The following is an 18,672-nucleotide window of genomic DNA, read 5'->3' as shown; positions in this document are numbered from 1 at the left end:
GACAGACGATGGCGACTCATAAGACGGGGACACGCGAGGAATGGCTGGCCGCGCGGCTCGAACTGCTCAAGGCGGAGAAGGAGCTCACCCGGCGCGGTGACGAGCTGGCCCGGCAACGGCAGGAGCTGCCCTGGGTCCGGGTTGATAAGGACTACCGCTTCGAGACCGACGAGGGCACGGTGTCACTCGCCGACCTGTTCCAGGGACGCTCGCAGCTGCTCGTCTACCATTTCATGTTCGGGCCCGACTACACCGCCGGATGCCCGTCCTGCTCGGCGATCGCCGACGGCTTCGACGGCTCCGTGGTCCATCTCGCCCACCACGACGTCGCGTTCTGGGGGGTGTCACGGGCTCCGCTCGCCAAGCTCCACGCGTACCGGCAGCGGATGGGCTGGAGCTTCCCGTGGGCGTCGTCCTACGGCAGCGACTTCAACTTCGACTTCGGGGTGGCGCACACCGAGCAGGAGTGGGAAGCGGGAGCCGTCGCGTACAACTTCGGTGAACAGGACCTGCGGCCGACAACGGCCGACGAGAAGGGGTCCCGCGACGCCTTCACCCAGTCGATCGTAGACACGGACTGGCAGACGTACCGGCGAGAAGGCCCCGGCATGAGCGCGTTCGCCCTGCAGGACGACGCCGTCTACCACACCTACTCGTCGTACTCCCGCGGCCTGGACGGCCTGTGGGGCATGTACCAGTGGCTCGACCGCGCCCCTCTCGGCCGCAACGAGAACGGCTTCTGGTGGCGCCGCCACGACGAGTACGACAACGAGTGAGCGAGGTGACTGACGTGGCTCACTGCTCTGACTTCGGACTCCCATCACTGATGGCTGGTGTGAGTCGCTGATCTCGTACTCGTGCTGGTCGCGGGCGGTTGCCTGCCCACAAGATCGGCTGTCAGCGGGCGACTTCGCTGTTGGTCAGCACGAGCAGCGCCCGCAGCAGCGTGGTGGCGTGGCGAACGTTCAGGCGGAGCTTGGTGAGGATGCGCCAGTTCTTCAGATGTGCGAAGGCGTGCTCGCAGACCGCGCGGACGGACGCGATCAGCTTGTTGACCTGCTTCTTCGCCGCCGTAAGCGGTTTGGTGCGGGCGGCCTTGCAGCCGGAGATGACCACGGGGTTGTCCAGGTCGTCGTCCCCGGTTCCGCTATCCCAACGAGCAGGTCTGTGACCACAGTTCGAGCCGAAGCGGCCGAGCCCGCCGGCGGCCCGCTGTGGGAGTTCTACCGCGCTGTCCTCGGCACCGACACCACCGCGGTGGCCCCGGCTCTGCCAGCGGTGGCGAGAAAGCTCGAACTGTCGTTGCCGAGGCCCGTTCTGGCCGGCCTGGGCGCAAAGTGATCGCGCTGGCCACCAGGGCCGTGCCCTCGGCCTACCGCACCCCGCCCGCCAAGGGCACTCCGAGGCGGGCCCCACCGCGGTTGCCCTGATCGAAGGGCGGCCGGGTCATGACGCTGCGCACGCGGACGAGCCCGAGGTGGAAGGCGTACTCGGCTTCAGCTTGACTCTGTCGGGGATCTTGGAGCGGTCGATGTCAACTGCCCGGCGTTCGCCAGGACTTCGGCCGGGGAATGCATCGGTCTGCTCGGGCAGAGAACCCGCGCGCCCACGGACGCACAGCGTTTCGCAGCCGCTGTCTTCTGGTCATCCCTTCACGGCTGAACTGGCCACGCCCTGGACGAACCAGCGCTGGAAGAAGGCGAAGACCACGAGTACGGGCAGGACCAGAAGGACGCCGAAGGCGAGGATCTGACCCCAGTCCGGGGGCAGTTGGCCCTGGAAGACGCTCATCTCCAGCGGGAGGGGGCGGACGGAGGGGTCAAAGACCATCAGGACGGCCAGAGGAAGGAGCCCCACTGGGTGAGGAACGTGAGGATGGCGACGGACGCGAAGGCGGGCTTCGACATGGGGACGATGATCGCGAAGAAGGTGCGCCAGGGCCCGGCGCCGTCGATGCGGGCCGCTTCCTCGATGCTGGGCGGGATCGTGCGGAAGAACGTGTGGAACTGGTAGATCGAGAAGGCGTTGGCGATGAACGGGAGCGCCAGTATGGGGAGCGTGTTGCGCTGGCCGTTGAACATGTAGAAGAGCGGAACGGCCACCGACTCGAACGGGACCAGCATGAGCAGCAGGACGAGCGTGAACACGGCCTCCCTGCCCTGCCACTTCAGCCGTGACAGGCCGTACGCCGCCATCGAGTTGACGAACAGCCCCCCGGTCACAACCACGAATGCCAACAGCAGCGAGATGCCCATGAAGCGCCAGAAGTAGCCGGTGCTGTCGGAGTTGAGGGCGTGGAGGACGGCGGAGTAGTTGTCGAAGGACAGGTGGGTGGGCAAGAAGCCGGTCAGGCCGTCGAGTACCTCGTCGGAGGGCTTGAGGCTGCCGATGAACAGGTAGCTCACGGGCAGCGTGAAGATGAACGCCAGCACGCTCAGTACGGCGTAGTCGAGGACGCGGCGCAGCGGCTGCCTGCGGGGCGTCCCCGTGCTCGTGGTCGCCCCCGTGCTCGTGGTCGTGCTCATGCTCAGTCCTCGTTTCCGGGCCGGACGACGCGGCGCTGGATGAGGGTCAGGACGACGACGATCAGGAAGAAGACGACGGTGATCGCGGACGCCTGGCCGATGTTGTTCTGGTCGAAGGCGGTGGTGACGGCCTGGTACCCGAACGCGACGCGGTGTAGCCGAGTGAGGCGGCGACGGCCGCGATCTGCGCCCGCACCTCCTCGGACACGCCCGACCGGCCGCGCAGAGCTCGCACGTGGCCTGCGCCCCATGGTCACCCTCCACCACTTCACCGTGCCTCGCTGGTTCGCCGAGGTTGGCGGCTGGAGTGCCGACGGCGCCGCCGACCTGTTCGAGAGGTACGTCCGGGCGACCGCACCGATCACCGGCACCGGCGTACGGCAAAAAGGACCCCCAAACCCTCAGCAGCCTGGCTCGGCGACCTCGGCCGTACCCGGGTGCTGCCGCGGGCCGTCTGATTCTCCGCGACGGCCCCAGGCGGCAGGCGCGGATCGTCACCGGGAAGAGGCGAGCGAGGGCATCGCAGGTACGGGCCCATGATCTACACCGGCCGCCGGACCCCTCGCCGGGTCTCGCCCCTGGGGCCCCGTGAACTACAGCCTGCGTACGGACGACGTCCTGGTGGCGCGCCGTGGCGGCGGCCAGAGCCTGGGCGTCCCCGGCGGCACGTCAGCCACGCATGCGAGCCGGATTGTGGGTGTCCGCGTCAGCGGATGGGCGGCAGAGCCTTGTTGGGGTGGGCAGCCTGGACGTAGCGCGCAGCGGTCCCGGGGTGCGGCAACGGGCGGCTCGGCCTGGGTGGCCTTGCGATCTCCAACTACCGTCCGGTGAAGAGAGCTCAGCACGAGGATCCACCGGCCTGGTCGCAAGCCAGAGCATCACACCGTCGGGGAGGTGTCCCCAACGGACGCAGCCACCGGAAGCAGCGCCGGCCGCTTGGCCTGGCGGCCGTCGCCGGAGGAGCGGCCACGCAGGCGGCGGCCGATCCAGGGGCCGAGGAAGGTGCCGGCCCAGCGCAGTTCGGCACCCACGGCCCTCCAGGCAGAGATGTCCGTCCCCGCGGCCGGAAGGGGAAGGGCCCACTTGTCGTCGCTGCCCGGCAGACCGAGCGCCTGGGCCACGGCAGCCGCGATGCGCGCGTGTCCCAACGGACCGGCGTGCAGCCGGTCAGCGCTCCACAACCGCGGGTCGGTCGCCGCCGCGTGCGCGGCCGTCTCCGCCACCAGCACGCAGTGGCGGTCGGCGGCCTCCCGGATGCGCGCGTTGAGAGCGAGAAGACGGTGACCGATCGGGCGGGCCAACGGCGTGATACGCCCGACGTCGGGAAACATGAGGGTCGCGACGGTGGCGCCCTGCGCGGTGAGGGCGGCGAACATCGCCTCGACATGGCCGGCCACCTCGTCGAGGTCGCAGCTCGGACGCAACACGTCATTGATCCCAGCCACCACGGTGGCGAGGTCGGGCCGCATCGCGAGAGCCGGACCGAGCTGCTCGGCGCGCACCTGACCGGCCTTACGGCCGCGCACCGCGAGGTTGGCATAGAGCAGGCCGGGACTGTGGTGGGCGACCTGCTCGGCGAGCCGGTCCGCCCAGCCCCGAAGACCACGGGCATCGTCGCCGTCCCCGAGCCCTTCGGTGTGACTGTCCCCCAGGGCGACATAGCGCAGATACCCACTGCTAGACACGGACCGACCGCCTCTCGTCAACGCTGTTGATGGAAGTAGCACACGACCACTACTGGACAATTAAGCACTTACTCGCATTGTTGACTATCACGATAGCCACCGGCTCACCCTCCTGCAAAGTGACGCCGCTCAGGGAGGAGCCGAGGCCGCCGAGGCGGGCCGAGAAAGGCGACAGATCGCCGCCGGGGCAGCCCGACACGCAGGCGAAGTCGATCCCGAACCCGTCTACGACGGCGCGCGGAGAACTCCAGCCACGCCAGGTGAGATGACCTCGACATCGCGCAGTGGGCGGCCGAAGAACCAACCCGCTGGGGGGCCATGAGCTGGGTCGAGCTGTTGCTTGAGCATGGAGGTGTGGCGACCGACGACTGTTCCGGCCACGTGAGAACTCTCCTGACCCGATCACCACCCAACCGGCAAGTTCGCAGAAGCTTGCGTCAGATGCTCGCTCCTCCGACCCGACCCGACCCGACAGGCGCGGCTTGCCGAGCTCCGCGACAACTTGATCGCCCGAATCGCCGAAGTCGAACCGGAAGGCCGGCTCGGCGAGGCCGAAGGTCTCTGGGCCGGCCCGGCCGGCGAGAGGAGAAGCTCCGTCGGCTCGATCCGGGCCACGGGCGGCATGCGGCCGTGGACCTCGGCATCCCCACGACGCGTGGGGATCGATGAACCCACGAAGACGGACTGCCGCACGGCCCTCAACCAAGAAGAGATGACCAGCAACGCAGTCGCGCGCCCGGCCGAGGCAAAGGAGCGGGCCTGGCTCGCTGAAGTCGCCGCTTTGGAGGAATCGCTGAAGCGGCTGCGGCACCGCCGCGCCGAGGCCGAGCAGCGGCTTCCCGCCAGCGAGGACCAGCCGGTGTGGTGATCAGCTGGCGGGCAGCGTCTCGACGTCGCCGGGTCGGAGGTCGGCGCAATACCGAACGAACCGGAGCAGGTGGCGCGACTGACCAGCCTGGATCGCGGCGTCAGCGCTGACCTCGACCACGAAGTCCGGCCGGACCTTGGTCAGCGGCTTCTTCATGTCCCGGCCGCCCCACCGCTGGGAGTGAGCGGGATCGGGAGCGCGCGTTACGCCGCGCACCCCGCACAGAAGCAGGTCACTGTCACACGAGCAGCGCCTCGAGCTCCGGAAGTCGGCCGAACATGTCGGGGAGGCCGCGCACGCCGTTGCGCACGGACTCGTGCGACAGCGCGAGGTCAGGGCCGGTGCTCGCCTCGACACCGGCGAGGCAGCGGAGGATGTTCCACCTTGTGAACCCCAGCCAGCCGCCGATCATGAACACGAACCAGCTTGGACCTGACGGCGGCAGCGCTCCGCCCCCTGCGACGTAGCCGTCGAGGACCGAGCGGAAGACGGTGGGCTCGATGTTGTCGAAGCCAGGTCCCTTCGCGAGGCTCAGCGCGGTCGAGCCGAGCTCACCGGCCAGGTCGAGCATCCCCGAAAGCTCCCAGTCGAGCACCACCGGCCGACCGTCTCGAGCGAGCAGATTCCACGGTTGGATGTCCCTGTGGGTCAGCACGACGGGGCCTGGCCGTTCGCAGGTTTCGACGAAGTGGGCGATCGCGAGGAACGTCTCGACGTGGGAGGCGAGTTCGTCGGCCCACGGCTGTCCGGTCGACGCCGCCCGCTCGGCGAGCTCGGGCCAGTCCCGTGACGTCGGGTCCTCGATCGAGACCTGGGTCCAGTCGACGTCGAGCGCGTGGATGCGCGCGAGGATCTCACCGATCTCGAAAGCGTACGCCGCCGACACCGGCGCTTCGGGCACCTTCTCTCCCTCGACCCACCGGTGGACGAGCGTGTGGTGGCTGGCCGAGATCGGCTCTGGCATCGGGATGCCGGCAGCGAAGGCCGCCCGCTCGAACCTGAACACGTCCTCGACGCGATAGGTCCAGCGGCGGTCGACGAGGTTCAACTCCTTCACCGCGAACGACCCTTGGTCGGTGTCGAGTCGGGACATCCGGTTGGCCAACCCGCCCTGGACGCGGATCATCGGCCCGATCGGCGCACCGAGATGCGAGAGGTTGGAGGGCACGTCGTCGTCCGCGGTCACCCCACGCAATCTAGGGCTCGCAGTTCGTCGATGCACCGGAATTTTCCTGGGACCACCGAGGCCGTCAAGGTCACCATGGACGAGAAGTCATCGACGCGTGCGGCGGCGACGAAGGCGGCCACACTGGTTTCGCCCGGGGCGGGAAGAGCACCGTGATCGCGAAGGAGTGCGGATCAGCGTCCGGTCGGTGGAGCGGTGGCGTCGGTCTTTGGCGCAACGCAGTACGACAGGCACTGCGCACCTCGGGCCCGACCAAGCGACCCAAGGACGACCAAGCGACCCAAGGACGACCAAGACTTCGTCGTACTCGAGCCACAGCCGCTGGAAGGCGCGATGGCTCAGGGCCGGCCGGACGAGCGATGGACACTCTCGTGCGTGAGGCTGTGCTGCGATGCGCCCCCATCGACCCGGCCGGGCCGACCGGGTCCTGTCAGGTGCAGATTCCCGGTCTCAGCGGTCAGTTGTCCGCGAGTGCCAGCTTGATGCCGAAACCGACGAGTACCGAGCCGGTGATCGCGTCGATGACCCGCTGCACCGAGCCTCGGTTCAGCCACCGACGGACGAGCTGGGTGCCGAATATCAGCGCGCTGAACCAGACCAGCCCTTCCAGGTCATGCACGGTCGCCAGGACGACCCCCATCAGCAGATGCGGGGCGCCGCTGGGGATGAACTGGGGCAGCATCGCCATGTAGAAGACGCCGTTCTTCGGGTTCAGCAGGCTGGTGCCCAGCCCGCGCGCCCAGGCCCGTGCCCACGTCGCCTCCGCGGTCGTGGCTCTCGCTCCGCCCGCCGCATCCTCCGACACGGGCCGGCCGCGCTCCTTGAGCGTCCGGCGAAGCATGCCGATCCCCAGCCACGCCAGGTACCCGGCACCGGCCACGCGCAGCGCGTCGTACAGCAGATGGGATGCCGTGAGCACCGCCGTGGCACCGACTGCGGCGGCCACGCCCCACACGAGCACGCCGCAGAGGATCCCCAGCGCCGTCGCGAAGGCCCGGCGTCTGCCCAGGGTGATGGCGGAGCGCAGCACCAGAGCGGTGTCCAGCCCCGGCATGATGGTCAGCATGCCTGCCACTATGGCGAAGGAGGCGACAGCAGAGGAAACGGTCATGCGGCCATCCTGAAGTGGCGGACGCGATCATGTCCAACGCGGTCTGCTTCACTGCGCGTCAGCAGAACTGATACCGCTGCTCGCAGGGCGCTTCGCCCCTCCCTGTCTGTTGCTGGAGGTGTCGCACAGCGCGCGGTCGACGAGGTCACTGGCGGCCTTTTGCTGCCGGATTGTTTTATGGAGGTCGTTGAAGCTGGTGGACATGGAGACGGTGACGGTGCGGCTGCCGTCGTCGCTGGCGCCGTTCAGGGTGATGTAGCCGGCTTCGCCTCCTTCGTGGCTCCAATAGCTGCCGCCGCAGCTCAGGGGGCGGTTGACCAGGCCGAGGCCGTAGCGTCCGCCGGGCCAGAACGCCTCGAACTGCTTGGGGACCGGGACGGTGTCCTGCATCTCGGTCATGCGCGCCCCGGACAGCAGTTTGCCGCCGAGCAGCCCCTGGAAGAAACGGTTGACGTCCGCCGTGGTGGAGACATAGCCGCCGAGGTCGGGGACGATCTGTTCGGTGACGTCCGTCCGTTCGCCGGAGGCGAAGACCTGATAGCCCTCGGCGTGCGGGCGGCGAAGGGTGGACGTGGTGCCCGGCAGGTAGGTGTGGTTCATGCCGAGCGGTTTCAGGATCCGGCTCTCGACCTCCTCCTGCCATGGGCGCCCGGCGGCCTTCTCGGTGATCATGCCGAGGACGACGTAGCCGGTGTTGGAGTAGCTCCAGCCGGTGCCGGGCTGGAAGTCCGGGTGGTGCTTCTTCGCCCGGGCGACGATCTGTGCGGGGGTGTAGGTGTCGTAGCGGTGCTGGTGGTACTGCTGCGGGGTGTCGAAGCCGGGAAGGTCGTCGTGGAGGCCGCTGGTGTTCTGCAGCAGCTGACGCACGGTGATCTTCCGTCCGTCGTTGCCGTTGCCGTCGATCACTCCGGGCAGCCGGCGGTCCACCGTGTCGTCCAGTGACAGCTTGCCGTCGTCGACCAACTGAAGGATCACCGTGGCCATGAGTGCCTTGCCGGTGCTGGCTATCCGGAAGTAGCCGTCGCGGGGCACCGGACGGTTCGCGCCCGCCACGGCGACGCCGGCGGTGACCACCAGATCCCGGCCGGAGGCGGTGGTCACCCGCGCCTGAACGCCGGTGATCCCCAGCGCCCGGATGGCATCGGTGTCCCGGCGCAGGTCGTCCTGCTGGTAGCCGGGCGCGGACCTCGCGGTCGCGCCGTCCGAGGACTGGACGGCCATGGCCACGCTCGCTGCGGCGACTGTGGCCGCAGCGACGGCCAGCCACCGTCGGCCGATCCGGCGGGGACGTTGCTGGGACGGGCGGTTCTGCGGCGCGGAGGCCGGGGTTGTCGATCTCATGAATCACACGCTAGGTAGCGTCGAGTTGGGTGTCGTTACCGCAGGCGGCCGATGGAAACCTACAGGTGGCTGTAGTGCCGCGGGGGTGCCCGGCACGTACAGTGGCGCGCCGAGGGCCGCTCCCGGTCCCGTACGACAGACGAGGGCGAACCAGTGCACGGCGTGATCGGCGAGGCCCGCGCACGGTTGGTCCGGACCGGGCGCAGCGGACGCTACCTGCTCGGCACCCTGATGACCGCGACGGTGACGCTCGTGGCGGCGCCACTGCTGTGCGTACCGTCGCTGGCGGCTCCCTGGGCGGAGCACCACCGCCGGCGCGCCGGGGCGATGCTGGGCCGATCGGTGGAGCCGCGCCCGCGCGCCCTGCGCCGCGACCTTGCGTGGCTCGTGACGCAGGTGGCCACCGGCCTGCCCGCGGGCACACTCGCCCTGCTGTGCCTGGGCAACCTCCTCCTCACCCTCGTCGTCACCGTGGGGTGGTGGGCCTTTCCCACGTCGGATCCGCCACGGCTGCTGCTCGGTGTCCGTATCAACAGCTGGACCTCCGCGCTGACGATCAACGTGGCGCAACTCCTGCTCCTTGCGGCGCTGGCGGCCATCGCCCTGCCGCCGCTCGCCCGGGTGCACGCGCGGTGCTGCCTGGCAGTCCTGGCACCGTCTCCCGCGGAACAACTGGCCGCGCGCGTCACCGAGCTCACCCGGACACGCGCAGACGTCCTTCAGGCGCACGGTGCGGAACTCCGCCGGATCGAACGCGACCTGCACGACGGCACCCAGGCCCGGCTCGTGGCCATCGCCATACGGCTTGCCGTGGCCGGGGAGAGCCTTCCCCAGGACCCGGACGCGGCCGCCGCGCTCGTACGGCAGGCTCAGGCCGAGACCGAGGAGGCCATGACCGAGCTGCGCTCCGTCATCTGCGCCATCTACCCGCCGGTCCTGGCCGACCAGGGCCTCGTCGGCGCGCTCGGCACCCTGACCGACAGGGCCGGCGTGCCGCCCCACATCGACATCGGCGAGCTCGGCGAGGTCCCCGCCGCGGTCGAAGCGGTCGCCTACTTCGCCGTCACCGAGACGCTGGCGAACATCGCCCGGCACAGCCGCGCCGCCAAGGCCGCCGTCCACGTCACCCGCAACGGCGCGACGCTGTCCGCGGAGATCACCGACGACGGGACCGGCGGGGCGGACGCATCCCGAGGCAGCGGCCTGGACGGAATTCGCCGCCGCGCCGCCGCCCTGGACGGCACCATGAAGATCAGCAGCCCGCCGGGCGGGCCGACCACCATCACCGTGGAGCTGCCGTGCGTGTAGTCATCGCCGAGGACAACGTCCTGCTGTCCTCCGGACTCGAACTCCTGCTGGGCTCCCAGGGCTTCGAGGTCGCCGCGATCGCGGAGGACGCCCCCGGGTTCCTCGCCGCCGTCGACACCCACCGCCCGGACGTCACCATCGTCGACGTGCGGCTGCCCCCGGCCTTCCGCGACGAGGGTATCCGCGCCGCACTCCGGGCCCGCCGCGAGCGCCCCGGACTTCCCGTCCTGGTCCTGTCCCAGTACGTCGAGCAGGAATACGCCGGCCGCCTCCTCTCCGACACCCGCGGCGGCATCGGCTATCTGCTCAAAGACCGGGTGAGCCGCATCGCGGAGTTCACCGACGCACTGCGCCGCGTGGCCGCCGGCGGTACCGCCATGGACCCCGGCGTCATCGCCCAGCTCCTCGCCGTCCGCGGCGATCCCGTCGACGCCCTCACCCCCCGCGAACGCGAGGTCCTGGCTCTGATGGCCGAAGGGCACGACAACGCCACCATCGCCCAGCGGCTCTTCGTCACCGACAACGCCGTCCACAAACACATCGGCAGCGTCTTCCTCAAACTCGGCCTGTCGGCCGGCGACAGCGGCCACCGTCGGGTCCGCGCCGTCCTGGCCTACCTCCGCCGCCATGAGGCACCGAACCCAGCGCTGTTGAGTAATCGACCGATTGATGAGCAAGATCGGTAAGCGACGGCACGCGGCCGGATCGGCATCGGATCATGTCGAAGCCGCCGCCGTCCACGCCGGCCAGGAGGCGTCCAACGGCGAAGCCCTCCCCCGCGGTCACGCCATCTACCCAACGCGGTGCACGCGGACAGCGCATCGGGCATTGAAGGACCGTTACTTCACGAACAATTGAGGTCTTGGCCCAAGCGCTGCGTCCGCGCAGCGGGCTCATACCGGTCGCAGCCTTGAAATGGCGGTGGAGGGTCGCCGGGCTCATGCTGGCCTCGGCGGCGATCTGGTCGATGCTCACCGGTTCGGTAAAGCGGTCGCCGAGCCAGGTGATGACGCCGCGGATCCGAGTGCTCGGGTCTGCCGCGGCGGCCTGGCGTAGCGCCGGACCGAGGTCGTCGTGGCCTTCGTAAGCGCCGGGCACTGTCAGCGGTTGACTTCGAGGTTCGTCAGGACGAGCAGGGCGCGCAGGAGGCGGGTTGCGTGGGCGGGGTCGGTGCGGAGTTTGGTGAGGGTCCGCCAGTTCTTGAGGTGGGCGAAGCCGTGCTCGACCGGTGCCCGTCCGACGGCGAGGACGCGGTTGGCTTCCTTCTGGCCGGGCGTGAGCTTGTGGGTGCGGCTGGCGTGGAAGCCGGTGAACGATCATGGGGTCGCGTACGTCGTTGTCCACGCCGCGGAAGCCGAGGTCCGCGAGGGCGCCGAGGCCAGCGGCGCAGGTGGGCAAGGATGTGGTCGTGGCGGGCGGCGGTGATGTCGTGAGTGCGGCCGGGCCGGGCGGCGGATATCCAGAGCAAGCGGCCCTTCTCGTCTGTCAGGGCGAGGAAGTGCAGGCCGTGATGGTGGTACCACTACGCCGTGCTCAACTCGGCCACGGCGCCACTGTTCGCACTCGTTTCCTGAGCCTCTGCCTGCTGTACAACCCGCTGCAGGACCGGGACGACAACGGCGGACGGCGCGTTCTGGCAAGGGACGATGACAGGAGTGATCGCCAGCGGGCGAGAAGGCCGCCGTCTCCGGGTATCCGGGTTCATGGAGGGCACGGCCCCGGGCGGACTTCAGCGGGCGAGCAGCCCGCGGAGAACCACCCTTTCCACAGCTGCGACGAGTTCCGTCAAGTGGGAGGCGTCAGCGCGGAGTCGGTCCGCGCGCCAGGAGAGGCCGAGAACGCCGTTCATGGCAGCCCACAACGCGGTGGCGGTGGTGACGGGATCGAGGTCGGCGGCGAGCGAGCCGTCGGCCACCCCGTCGGCCAGGGCGGCGGCGAGTTTGGCGTTCTGCTCGTCGACGAGCGCGGCGACCCGTTCCAGGGCCGCGGGTTCGTCCGGCGGCTCGGCCAGCAGGCGGAACTGGTGTGGGCGCTCGGCGGCGAAGCGGACGTACGCGGCCGAGGCGGCCCTGATGCGTTCCACGGGGGTGCCCGGGGCAGCGTAGGCGTCGTCCATGTAGGTCCGGTTGTCCTCGAGTGCCCGCTCGGCAACCGCGATGAGAACGGCCGCGCGGCCGCCCACGCGGTTGTACACCGTCTGCACGGCGACATCCGCGCGTTCGGCGATGCCTTCCAAGGTGACCGCGTCGGGGCCTCCGGAGGCCAGCAGGTGGGGGTCGGAGACCACCCTCGCGACGCCCAGGTCTCCCGCGTGATGGAGACGGTGGACGTGTTCTGGTTCATCGATCACTACGAGAACTACTGCCGGGAGAACGGTCTGAAGATCAACGAACGTCTCTATCTCTAAGTACGCCGATGCTTTCCCGACCCTCGCCGACGACGCACCCGGTCAACCGCGCCAGCGGATCACTTCGGGGGCGGCGGCGACGGCGGTGACGTTGTCGCCAAGGGGGCGGGGCAGCAGGTCGTCGGCGGGGGTCAGGCGGCGCAGCACGGTGTTGCGGTGAGTGAAGAGCCGCTCGGCGGTGCGCGTGGTGCTGCATTGCTCACGGAGGTAGGTGTCCAGGGTCTGGCGGGTCTCGGCATCGGCGTGCAGGAGTGAGCATGCGCTGGGTGAGGCCCAGGTGGCTGCGGCGGAAGCCGTCGATGTCGTTTCCCGGTCGGCCCACCGATCAGCAAGTCACATGCCCGCAGGGGCAGGTCAGGGCGCGAGTTCGCCTCGCTGTCCGGTTGGCCCAGGAAGCTGGTTCGGCGAATCCCAGGCTGGCAGGCGCGCTCCTGGGCACCTCATCACCGACACCCACTACGGCCCACTCGATCGCGCTCGCTGGTCGGCACGCGTATGCGAGACGGTGAACACCCTGAAAGCCGACCTGGTCTGCCACACCAGCGACATCGCGGACGGCACGGCCGAACGCCGCTGTGCCCAGGCCACCCCACTCGGTACCGTGCGGGCCACCCGGGCCCGGGTGTACGTCACCGGCAACCACGAGTACTACAGCGAGGCCCAGGGCTGGGTCGACCTGATGGACGAGCTGGGCTGGGAGCCACTCCGCAACCGTCATCTGCTGCTCGAACGCGGAGGCGACACCCTCGTGGTCGCCGGCGTGGACGACGTCACCGCCGAGGCCTCCGGCCTGGCAGGCCACGGCGCCCACCTCGCCGGAGCCCTGAACGGCGCCGACCCCGATCTACCCGTCCTGCTCCTGGCACACCAGCCCAAGTTCATCGACCGGGCGGCAGCCGCAGGCATCGACCTTTTACTCTCCGGCCACACCCACGGCGGCCAGATCTGGCCCTTCCACCACCTGGTCCGCACCGACCAGCCCGCCCTCGCTGGCCTCAGTCACCACGGCACCCGCACCCTTCTCTACACCAGCCGCGGCACCGGTTTCTGGGGCCCGCCGGTCCGCGTCTTCGCCCCCGAGATCACCCTGCTCGTGCTCCGCTCCCCACACCGGCCCACGCCGTAGCACCCAGGCGGCCCAACACATCCGCTGGGAGGTGTCCTCGAGCCTCCTCGAGCCGGGGTGCGGCGTCGACAGGTGACCAGGCTCGTCTCGCCGAGGACCTGGCGGAAGAGAGAGGAAGGGCTATGTCCCAGATCGATCTCACTGTGCCCGTGGGTGCGCTGACCGAGGAAGGCGCGGCGAGCATCCAACGGGACCTGGCGCGTGCCCTGCTCACGTGGGGAGGGCGCACCCGACCGGGAGATATTCCGTTCCCTGCTGTAGTCCTACCTGCAATGTTGCCTGCCGGGGCACTGGTCACCGCAGCCGATGACGCCCGCGCTTCCAGGTCGACGTCACCGTGCCGTTCGGGGTCCTCGATCACGAGCGGCGCCCAGGTCTGGTCGGAGAAGCGACGGAACTGGTGCTGGCCGCCGCGGGGCTCGGCGCGGACCAGGCGCTCCGGGTGTGGGTGCTCATCCATGAGCAGCCGGACGGGACCTGGGGAGCAGGCGGCACGATCATGCGCTACACCGAGGTCGCGGAACTCGCCACGGACTGAGGACATGAGTCCGCTGTCTCGGCGCACGCTCGCATCAGGCACCCGGCGCGAGCCCGGGTGCCTGCCGTGATCCGGGGCGGGGTCAGTCGGTCATGACCTGACGGAGCAGGTCCACGAGCGGCTGTACGGGGACGGTGGGGTCGAACGCGCGCTGGACGCCGATGCCGATCCCGAGACTGAGAAGGACGAAGGCGGCGGTGTCCGCGGGCATGTGGGGCGTGACGCCCAGTTCCTGCATCTGAGCCCGGATGAGGTCCGCGAGGGCCTCGGTGACGGCGCGCCGTCGGTGGGCGAGCTGTTCGCAGACGTGTGCGTCGCGGCGGTTGGCGGTGGCGAACTCGACTTCCAGCGCGGTCCACGAGCTGTCGCCTATGCGCTGCTCGGCCCACCGGGCGAAACCCGCGAGCCTGTCCTCCAGTCGGGGCCCGTCTCCCATCTCGGCGGCGATGTACGCCACTTGCTGCAGGGCAATGCGGTCCAGGACAGCCAGGCAAAGCTCGTTCTTGGTCGCGAAGTTCGAGTACACCGCGCCCTTCGAGTAGCCGGCGGCCTCCGCGACCCGCTCGATGGAGGTCTTCGTGAAGCCATCGCGCAGGAAGAGGTCGTGCGCGGTGTCGAGGACGTGTTCGCGGGTGCGGGCCTGGCTCTCGGCCCGGGTCAGTCTTGCCACGCCTGCAGAATACCGCTAGCTTCCGGATTCCATTGATATCTGAATTCCAGGGGGATCTGTGGTTCCACGGCGTGCACTGGTGGTCGGGTGCGGCGGCACGCTCGGCTTCGCCTGGACGGTCGCCGCGCTCACCGCGGTGGAAGCGGAGCTGGACTGGGACGTGCGGACCGCCGAGGTGTCGGTGGGGACGTCCGCCGGGGCAGAAGTCGTGTCCGCTCTCGGCTCCGGGCGGTCCGTGTCCGACCTGCTCGCGGCGGTACGGGGAGAGACCGGCGCGGACCCGGTGCTACTCGGACACGTCCACGCCCACCCCGGTGCACTGCCTCCCGTCCCGTGGCCCGGGCTGCCGGGGTCGGGACTGGTGACCGCTGCCGTACGCGGCCGGGTCTCGCCGGGGTCGGGGCTGGTGGGGCTGCTGCCGCGCGGCCGGGGTGATGCGCGTTGGCTGCACCGATTCGGTGCCGCACTGGCGGAGGGCCGTCCGTGGCCGGATTCCACGCACACCTGGCTGGTTGCGGCCGACGCGCGCTCGGGCCGGCGGGTCGCGTTCGGCGCGCCGGGAGCTCCGGCCACGGACCTGGGCAGCGCGATCGCCGCGTCCTGGGCGATCCCGGGCTGGTTCCCGCCGGTACGGATCGACGGGCGGACCTACCTCGACGGCGGCGCAGTGTCCCCGACCTCGGCGGACCTCCTCCTACCCCTGGGGCTGGACGAGGTGGTGATCGTCGCTCCCATGTCGACCTCCGGGGGCGCACCCGCCACCGGCCTGAGCCGTCTCGAACGGCTCCTGCGCCGCTGGATGACCCGGACCGTCGACGCCGAAGAACGCCTCTTGCGTGCGGCGGGATGCCGCGTCGTCCGGATCGAGCCCGGGGTGGAGGAACTGGCCGTGATGGGGCCCAACTTCATGGACCCACGGCGGCGTGCGGCCACGCTCGACGTCTCCCTGCGCACCACACCCGACCGCGTCAAGCGAGCCATCGACAGGAGCATTGCGGCATGAGCACACACGTCGAGGTCATCGTCGTCGGCGCCGGCATCTCCGGGATCGGCGCCGGGGCCAGGCTCCGCGGCGCCGGTATCCGGGACTTCCTGATCATCGAGGCGGCCGACGACTTCGGCGGCACGTGGCGGGCGAACACCTATCCCGGCTGCCAGTGCGACGTACCGTCCCGCCTCTACAGCTACTCCTTCGCTCCGAACCCGGACTGGACGCGGGTGTACGCGCACCAGCCGGAGATCCTCACGTACGTGAGGCGGGTCGCCGACACGTACCGGCTGCGCGAACACACCCGGTTCGGGGTGCGTATGACCCAAGCGCGATGGCAGCCCGGCCAGGCCCGCTGGCTCGTCCGTACCGACGCCGGTGAGTTCACAGCCCGGTTCCTGATCGCCGGCGCCGGCCCGTGGAACGAGCCTCTCGTCCCGGACGTCCCCGGCCTCGACGGTTTCCCCGGCGAGGTGTTCCACTCCGCGCGCTGGAACCACGACTACGACCTGCGCGGCAAGCGCGTCGCGGTGCTCGGCACCGGCGCCTCGGCCGTGCAGTTCGTCCCGGCGATCGCCCCCGACGTCGCCCGCTTGCATGTGTTCCAGCGCACCGCCCAGTGGGTGCTGCCCAAGCTGGACCATCACATACCGAAGGCCGAACGGTGGGCGATGCGCCACCTGCCGGGCGCGCGAGCCGCGGTGGCAGGGCTGGAGTACCGGGCCATGGAGACGCTCGGACGTGGATTCCGGCGCCCCGGGCTGATGCGTGGCGTCCAGGCCATCGCACGGGCCCACCTGCGGGCCACGGTCCGCGACACCGAACTGCGCCGCAAGCTGACCCCCGACTACACCATAGGCTGCAAGCGCATCCTGTTCTCCAACCACTACTACCCCGCGCTGAGGCGACCGAATGTCGACGTGCACGCCGCCGCGGTGCACGCCATCGAAGGCAACACCGTGCACGGCGCCGACGGCAGCACCGCCGAGGTGGACGCGATCATCCTCGGCACCGGCTTCCACATCCTCGACACGCCGCTCGCGGGCCTGGTCCGAGACGGAGCCGGCCACTCGCTCGCCGACCGCTGGCAGGGCTCCCCCGAGGCATACCTCGGCACCGTCGTCGCGGGCTTCCCCAACGCCTTCCTGCTCCTCGGCCCCGGCCTGGGCACCGGGCACTCGTCGGCGTTCGCCATTCTGGAGGCACAGCTCGACCTCGTCCTGGGCGCCATCAAGGCCGCGCGGGAGGAGAGTTGGGCGGTGCTGGAGGTACGCGGCGACGTGCAGGCCGCGTACAACGCCCGGCTGCAGACCGCGCTGGCCGGCACCGTCTACAACGCCGGTGGGTGCAGGAGCTACTACCTCGACGCCAACGGCCGCAACAGCTTCAGCTGGCCTTGGTCCACCAACCGGCTTCGCGCCGAGGTAGGTCGCTTTGAGCCGCAGGACTTCACCGCTTCCTGAGCCGAGGGAACTCATCGTGCCAACAGCGTCCGGAGGGGGCGGGGGCCTGCGCTGCGGTGTGGCTAGGGCCACTGATCTTCGTCTGCGTGTTCCCAGGCGAAACGCGCAGGTTAGGACTCCTGCTGGGCGAAGGGCAGCAGGAGTGACCCGCGCGGGACGGCGCGGCTCGATGCCGGCTTGGCGAAGCGGCTCCTTCAGGCCGTCGCCGCCGAGCACCAGCGCGCTGCGGTGTCCCATGGCCAGGAAGTGGTCGACGGCGCTGGTCGCCGGAGTGAGCATGGCGTCGTCCGGCAGGTCGAACCCGATGCGGCGCAGCGTCTCGGCGTAGGCCGACGGAGTGCGCGTGGTGCCGTTGGTGAAGGTGACCCAGGGCAGGCCGCGGGCGGTGAGGTCGGCCGTGACTTTCAGGGCTCCGGGGAGGGGGGTGAGCCCGTGGTTGCGTCGGTCGCCCAGGACGAGCGTGCCGTCCATGTCGAAGACGACGCCCCGGACCGCCCGCAGACGGCCAGTCAGGTCGTCGGTCTCATCAGCTGTTTCGGCGGTTACGCAGGCGGCAGCCTCGGTCGGCCGCCTGCTCGACGGGGGTGCCGAGCAGGATGCGGTGCGCCGGCACCTCGAGCTTCTTGCCGGTCAGGGTGGTCGGGACGGCCGGGACCTGGATGATGCGGTCCGGTACATGGCAAGGGCTGTACTCACGGCGAAGCCGGTCCCGGATCGTCTGCTGGAGGCCTTCGTCGAGGGTGACGCCGTCGGTCAGGGCGACGAACAGCGGCATGAAGAACTTCTCGTCCGGCAGGTCGAGGCTGACCACCAGGGCTCCGTGACCTGGTCGAGGGCTTCGACGACCCGGTAGATCTCCGCGGTGCCGATGCGCACGCCCTGCCGGTTGAGGGTGGCGTCGGCGCGGCCGAGTACGAAGCAGCCGCCGCGAGCGTTGACCTTGAAGAAGTCGCCGTGTCGCCAGGCGCCCGGGAAGTCCTCGAAGTACGTACGGTGGTACCGCTCGTCCCGGTCCGGGCCCCAGAACGTGACCGGGCAGGGTGGGCACACCGCCGACGAAGCCGGTGCAGCAGTCGGTGCCGCCGCTGCCGGTGGCGATCCACAGGTCCGCCTTGACGTTGCCGTAGAACCAGGCGGTGCACTGGGGCGACACCGGTGAGCCGGCGGGCATGACCGTGCGCAGGGCGGACAGGCAACGAGGCACCGTATATTTTGGGCCCGAACCATTCTGATGTCTCATGGCTTCTCAGGCGGCCCGAAGGAGCGTGCTCATGCCCGGCCATCGATCCATCGCCGAGGTCGAGAAACTTGCAGCGGCCAGGCTCGGCGGTATCCCCGTCCGGCATGACCAGATGGCAGTTGTCGCCAACATCTATCGCGCCGCCTCGGCGGTGCGGCAGCACCTGGAGAACTCCGTGCTGCGCGGAGTCGACCTGACCTGGACCGCCTTCGTGGT

General features: G+C 69.8%; 21 protein-coding genes and 6 pseudogenes. 11 read left to right on the top strand and 16 right to left on the bottom strand.

What is annotated here, in order from left to right:
• Positions 1 to 8 precede the first annotated feature (8 nt).
• On the top strand, positions 9 to 776 hold the full coding sequence (locus ACIBTS_RS43205; protein WP_399326611.1) for a DUF899 domain-containing protein: 768 nt from the start codon (positions 9 to 11) through the stop codon (positions 774 to 776).
• Positions 777 to 897: 121 nt separating this feature from the next.
• On the opposite strand, the gene ACIBTS_RS43200 is transcribed toward ACIBTS_RS43205, so the two are convergent.
• Positions 898 to 1,116, bottom strand: a complete 219-nt coding sequence (locus tag ACIBTS_RS43200) for a transposase family protein (protein ID WP_399326609.1) — start codon at positions 1,114 to 1,116, stop codon at positions 898 to 900.
• A gap of 51 nt (positions 1,117 to 1,167) precedes the next feature.
• Here ACIBTS_RS43200 and ACIBTS_RS43195 point away from each other — a divergent pair, with 51 nt between their 5' ends.
• Positions 1,168 to 1,341, top strand: coding sequence for a hypothetical protein (locus ACIBTS_RS43195; RefSeq protein ID WP_399326607.1), 174 nt, complete (start codon positions 1,168 to 1,170; stop codon positions 1,339 to 1,341).
• Positions 1,342 to 1,644: 303 nt separating this feature from the next.
• Here the strand turns inward: ACIBTS_RS43195 and ACIBTS_RS43190 are convergent, their stop codons facing one another.
• The 3 genes from ACIBTS_RS43190 to ACIBTS_RS43180 are packed head-to-tail and all read right to left on the bottom strand — an operon-like array spanning position 1,645 to position 2,776.
• Positions 1,645 to 1,830 carry a hypothetical protein gene (locus ACIBTS_RS43190; protein ID WP_399326605.1) on the bottom strand — a complete coding sequence of 62 codons (186 nt, stop codon included), beginning with the start codon at positions 1,828 to 1,830 and terminating at the stop codon, positions 1,645 to 1,647.
• Positions 1,830 to 2,525, bottom strand: coding sequence for a carbohydrate ABC transporter permease (locus ACIBTS_RS43185; RefSeq protein WP_399326604.1), 696 nt, complete (start codon positions 2,523 to 2,525; stop codon positions 1,830 to 1,832). Before ACIBTS_RS43185 ends, ACIBTS_RS43190 begins: the two co-directional genes overlap by 1 nt.
• Before the next feature lie 2 nt (positions 2,526 to 2,527).
• On the bottom strand, positions 2,528 to 2,776 hold the full coding sequence (locus ACIBTS_RS43180) for a hypothetical protein (protein WP_399326671.1): 249 nt from the start codon (positions 2,774 to 2,776) through the stop codon (positions 2,528 to 2,530).
• Here ACIBTS_RS43180 and ACIBTS_RS43175 point away from each other — a divergent pair.
• A pseudogene (locus ACIBTS_RS43175) lies at positions 2,754 to 2,903 on the top strand (family 1 glycosylhydrolase); the annotation flags it as partial. The gene ACIBTS_RS43180 and the pseudogene ACIBTS_RS43175 overlap by 23 nt on opposite strands.
• 500 nt (positions 2,904 to 3,403) lie before the next feature.
• Here the strand turns inward: ACIBTS_RS43175 and ACIBTS_RS43170 are convergent.
• A complete protein-coding gene (locus tag ACIBTS_RS43170; RefSeq protein ID WP_399326602.1) occupies positions 3,404 to 4,210 on the bottom strand; it encodes an SGNH/GDSL hydrolase family protein in 807 nt (268 codons plus the stop codon).
• Between the two features lie 502 nt (positions 4,211 to 4,712).
• On the opposite strand from ACIBTS_RS43170, the gene ACIBTS_RS43165 reads away from it, so the two are divergent.
• Positions 4,713 to 5,078: a hypothetical protein gene (locus tag ACIBTS_RS43165; protein WP_399326600.1), complete on the top strand. Its 366-nt coding sequence runs from the start codon at positions 4,713 to 4,715 to the stop codon at positions 5,076 to 5,078.
• Here ACIBTS_RS43165 and ACIBTS_RS43160 read toward each other — a convergent pair whose 3' ends face one another.
• The 4 genes from ACIBTS_RS43160 to ACIBTS_RS43145 all read right to left on the bottom strand — a co-directional run bounded on the left by ACIBTS_RS43160 (position 5,079) and on the right by ACIBTS_RS43145 (position 8,716).
• Positions 5,079 to 5,234 carry a hypothetical protein gene (locus tag ACIBTS_RS43160; RefSeq protein ID WP_399326598.1) on the bottom strand — a complete coding sequence of 52 codons (156 nt, stop codon included), beginning with the start codon at positions 5,232 to 5,234 and terminating at the stop codon, positions 5,079 to 5,081. It lies immediately after the preceding gene.
• A gap of 82 nt (positions 5,235 to 5,316) precedes the next feature.
• Positions 5,317 to 6,264 (bottom strand): phosphotransferase family protein, encoded by a 948-nt coding sequence (locus tag ACIBTS_RS43155; protein WP_399326596.1) that lies wholly within the window; start codon positions 6,262 to 6,264, stop codon positions 5,317 to 5,319.
• A 457-nt stretch (positions 6,265 to 6,721) separates the two neighbouring features.
• Positions 6,722 to 7,375: a LysE family translocator gene (locus ACIBTS_RS43150; RefSeq protein WP_399326594.1), complete on the bottom strand. Its 654-nt coding sequence runs from the start codon at positions 7,373 to 7,375 to the stop codon at positions 6,722 to 6,724.
• A gap of 48 nt (positions 7,376 to 7,423) precedes the next feature.
• Positions 7,424 to 8,716, bottom strand: a complete 1,293-nt coding sequence (locus ACIBTS_RS43145) for a serine hydrolase domain-containing protein (protein WP_399326592.1) — start codon at positions 8,714 to 8,716, stop codon at positions 7,424 to 7,426.
• A 153-nt stretch (positions 8,717 to 8,869) separates the two neighbouring features.
• Here ACIBTS_RS43145 and ACIBTS_RS43140 point away from each other — a divergent pair, with 153 nt between their 5' ends.
• Positions 8,870 to 10,024 carry a sensor histidine kinase gene (locus tag ACIBTS_RS43140; RefSeq protein ID WP_399326590.1) on the top strand — a complete coding sequence of 385 codons (1,155 nt, stop codon included), beginning with the start codon at positions 8,870 to 8,872 and terminating at the stop codon, positions 10,022 to 10,024.
• A complete protein-coding gene (locus ACIBTS_RS43135; RefSeq protein WP_399326588.1) occupies positions 10,015 to 10,710 on the top strand; it encodes a response regulator in 696 nt (231 codons plus the stop codon). The genes ACIBTS_RS43140 and ACIBTS_RS43135 overlap by 10 nt, the downstream gene beginning before the upstream one ends.
• Positions 10,711 to 10,921: 211 nt before the next feature.
• Here the strand turns inward: ACIBTS_RS43135 and ACIBTS_RS43130 are convergent.
• The 4 genes and pseudogenes from ACIBTS_RS43130 to ACIBTS_RS43115 form a co-directional block, all read right to left on the bottom strand.
• Positions 10,922 to 11,122: pseudogene (locus ACIBTS_RS43130) on the bottom strand (hypothetical protein); the annotation flags it as partial.
• A 2-nt stretch (positions 11,123 to 11,124) separates the two neighbouring features.
• A pseudogene (locus ACIBTS_RS43125) lies at positions 11,125 to 11,259 on the bottom strand (IS5/IS1182 family transposase); the annotation flags it as partial.
• 494 nt (positions 11,260 to 11,753) lie between these two features.
• Positions 11,754 to 12,311, bottom strand: coding sequence for a TetR/AcrR family transcriptional regulator (locus ACIBTS_RS43120; RefSeq protein WP_399326586.1), 558 nt, complete (start codon positions 12,309 to 12,311; stop codon positions 11,754 to 11,756).
• Positions 12,312 to 12,473: 162 nt separating this feature from the next.
• Entirely contained in the window at positions 12,474 to 12,650 is a 177-nt protein-coding gene (locus tag ACIBTS_RS43115) for a helix-turn-helix domain-containing protein (RefSeq protein ID WP_399326663.1), read from the bottom strand.
• Between the two features lie 220 nt (positions 12,651 to 12,870).
• Between ACIBTS_RS43115 and ACIBTS_RS43110 the strand changes: the two are divergent.
• Both ACIBTS_RS43110 and ACIBTS_RS43105 read left to right on the top strand, forming a co-directional pair.
• Positions 12,871 to 13,557, top strand: a pseudogene (locus ACIBTS_RS43110) (metallophosphoesterase); the annotation flags it as partial.
• A 337-nt stretch (positions 13,558 to 13,894) separates the two neighbouring features.
• The gene (locus ACIBTS_RS43105; protein WP_399326584.1) at positions 13,895 to 14,095 is read left to right on the top strand and encodes a 4-oxalocrotonate tautomerase family protein; all 201 of its coding nucleotides are present in this window, start codon (positions 13,895 to 13,897) and stop codon (positions 14,093 to 14,095) included.
• A gap of 82 nt (positions 14,096 to 14,177) precedes the next feature.
• Here ACIBTS_RS43105 and ACIBTS_RS43100 read toward each other — a convergent pair whose 3' ends face one another.
• Positions 14,178 to 14,765 carry a TetR/AcrR family transcriptional regulator gene (locus ACIBTS_RS43100; RefSeq protein WP_399326582.1) on the bottom strand — a complete coding sequence of 196 codons (588 nt, stop codon included), beginning with the start codon at positions 14,763 to 14,765 and terminating at the stop codon, positions 14,178 to 14,180.
• Positions 14,766 to 14,823: 58 nt separating this feature from the next.
• On the opposite strand from ACIBTS_RS43100, the gene ACIBTS_RS43095 reads away from it, so the two are divergent.
• Together ACIBTS_RS43095 and ACIBTS_RS43090 are read left to right on the top strand one after the other, a co-directional pair.
• Complete coding sequence (locus ACIBTS_RS43095) at positions 14,824 to 15,768, top strand: patatin-like phospholipase family protein (RefSeq protein ID WP_399326580.1); 945 nt, start codon at positions 14,824 to 14,826, stop codon at positions 15,766 to 15,768.
• Positions 15,765 to 17,216 (top strand): flavin-containing monooxygenase, encoded by a 1,452-nt coding sequence (locus ACIBTS_RS43090; protein ID WP_399326579.1) that lies wholly within the window; start codon positions 15,765 to 15,767, stop codon positions 17,214 to 17,216. Before ACIBTS_RS43095 ends, ACIBTS_RS43090 begins: the two co-directional genes overlap by 4 nt.
• 177 nt (positions 17,217 to 17,393) lie before the next feature.
• Here ACIBTS_RS43090 and ACIBTS_RS43085 read toward each other — a convergent pair.
• Together ACIBTS_RS43085 and ACIBTS_RS43080 are read right to left on the bottom strand one after the other, a co-directional pair.
• Positions 17,394 to 17,687: pseudogene (locus ACIBTS_RS43085) on the bottom strand (haloacid dehalogenase); the annotation flags it as partial.
• 55 nt (positions 17,688 to 17,742) lie between these two features.
• Positions 17,743 to 18,027: a hypothetical protein gene (locus ACIBTS_RS43080; RefSeq protein ID WP_399326576.1), complete on the bottom strand. Its 285-nt coding sequence runs from the start codon at positions 18,025 to 18,027 to the stop codon at positions 17,743 to 17,745.
• Positions 18,028 to 18,487: 460 nt separating this feature from the next.
• Between ACIBTS_RS43080 and ACIBTS_RS43075 the strand changes: the two are divergent.
• Positions 18,488 to 18,672, top strand: a pseudogene (locus ACIBTS_RS43075) (MarR family transcriptional regulator); the annotation flags it as partial.

Source organism: Streptomyces sp. NPDC050121, assembly GCF_044460385.1.
In the GTDB taxonomy this organism is placed as follows: domain Bacteria; phylum Actinomycetota; class Actinomycetes; order Streptomycetales; family Streptomycetaceae; genus Streptomyces; species Streptomyces soliscabiei.
The sequence above is the reverse complement of the archived record's forward strand: the minus strand, read 5'-3'. Positions and strand labels throughout refer to the sequence as shown.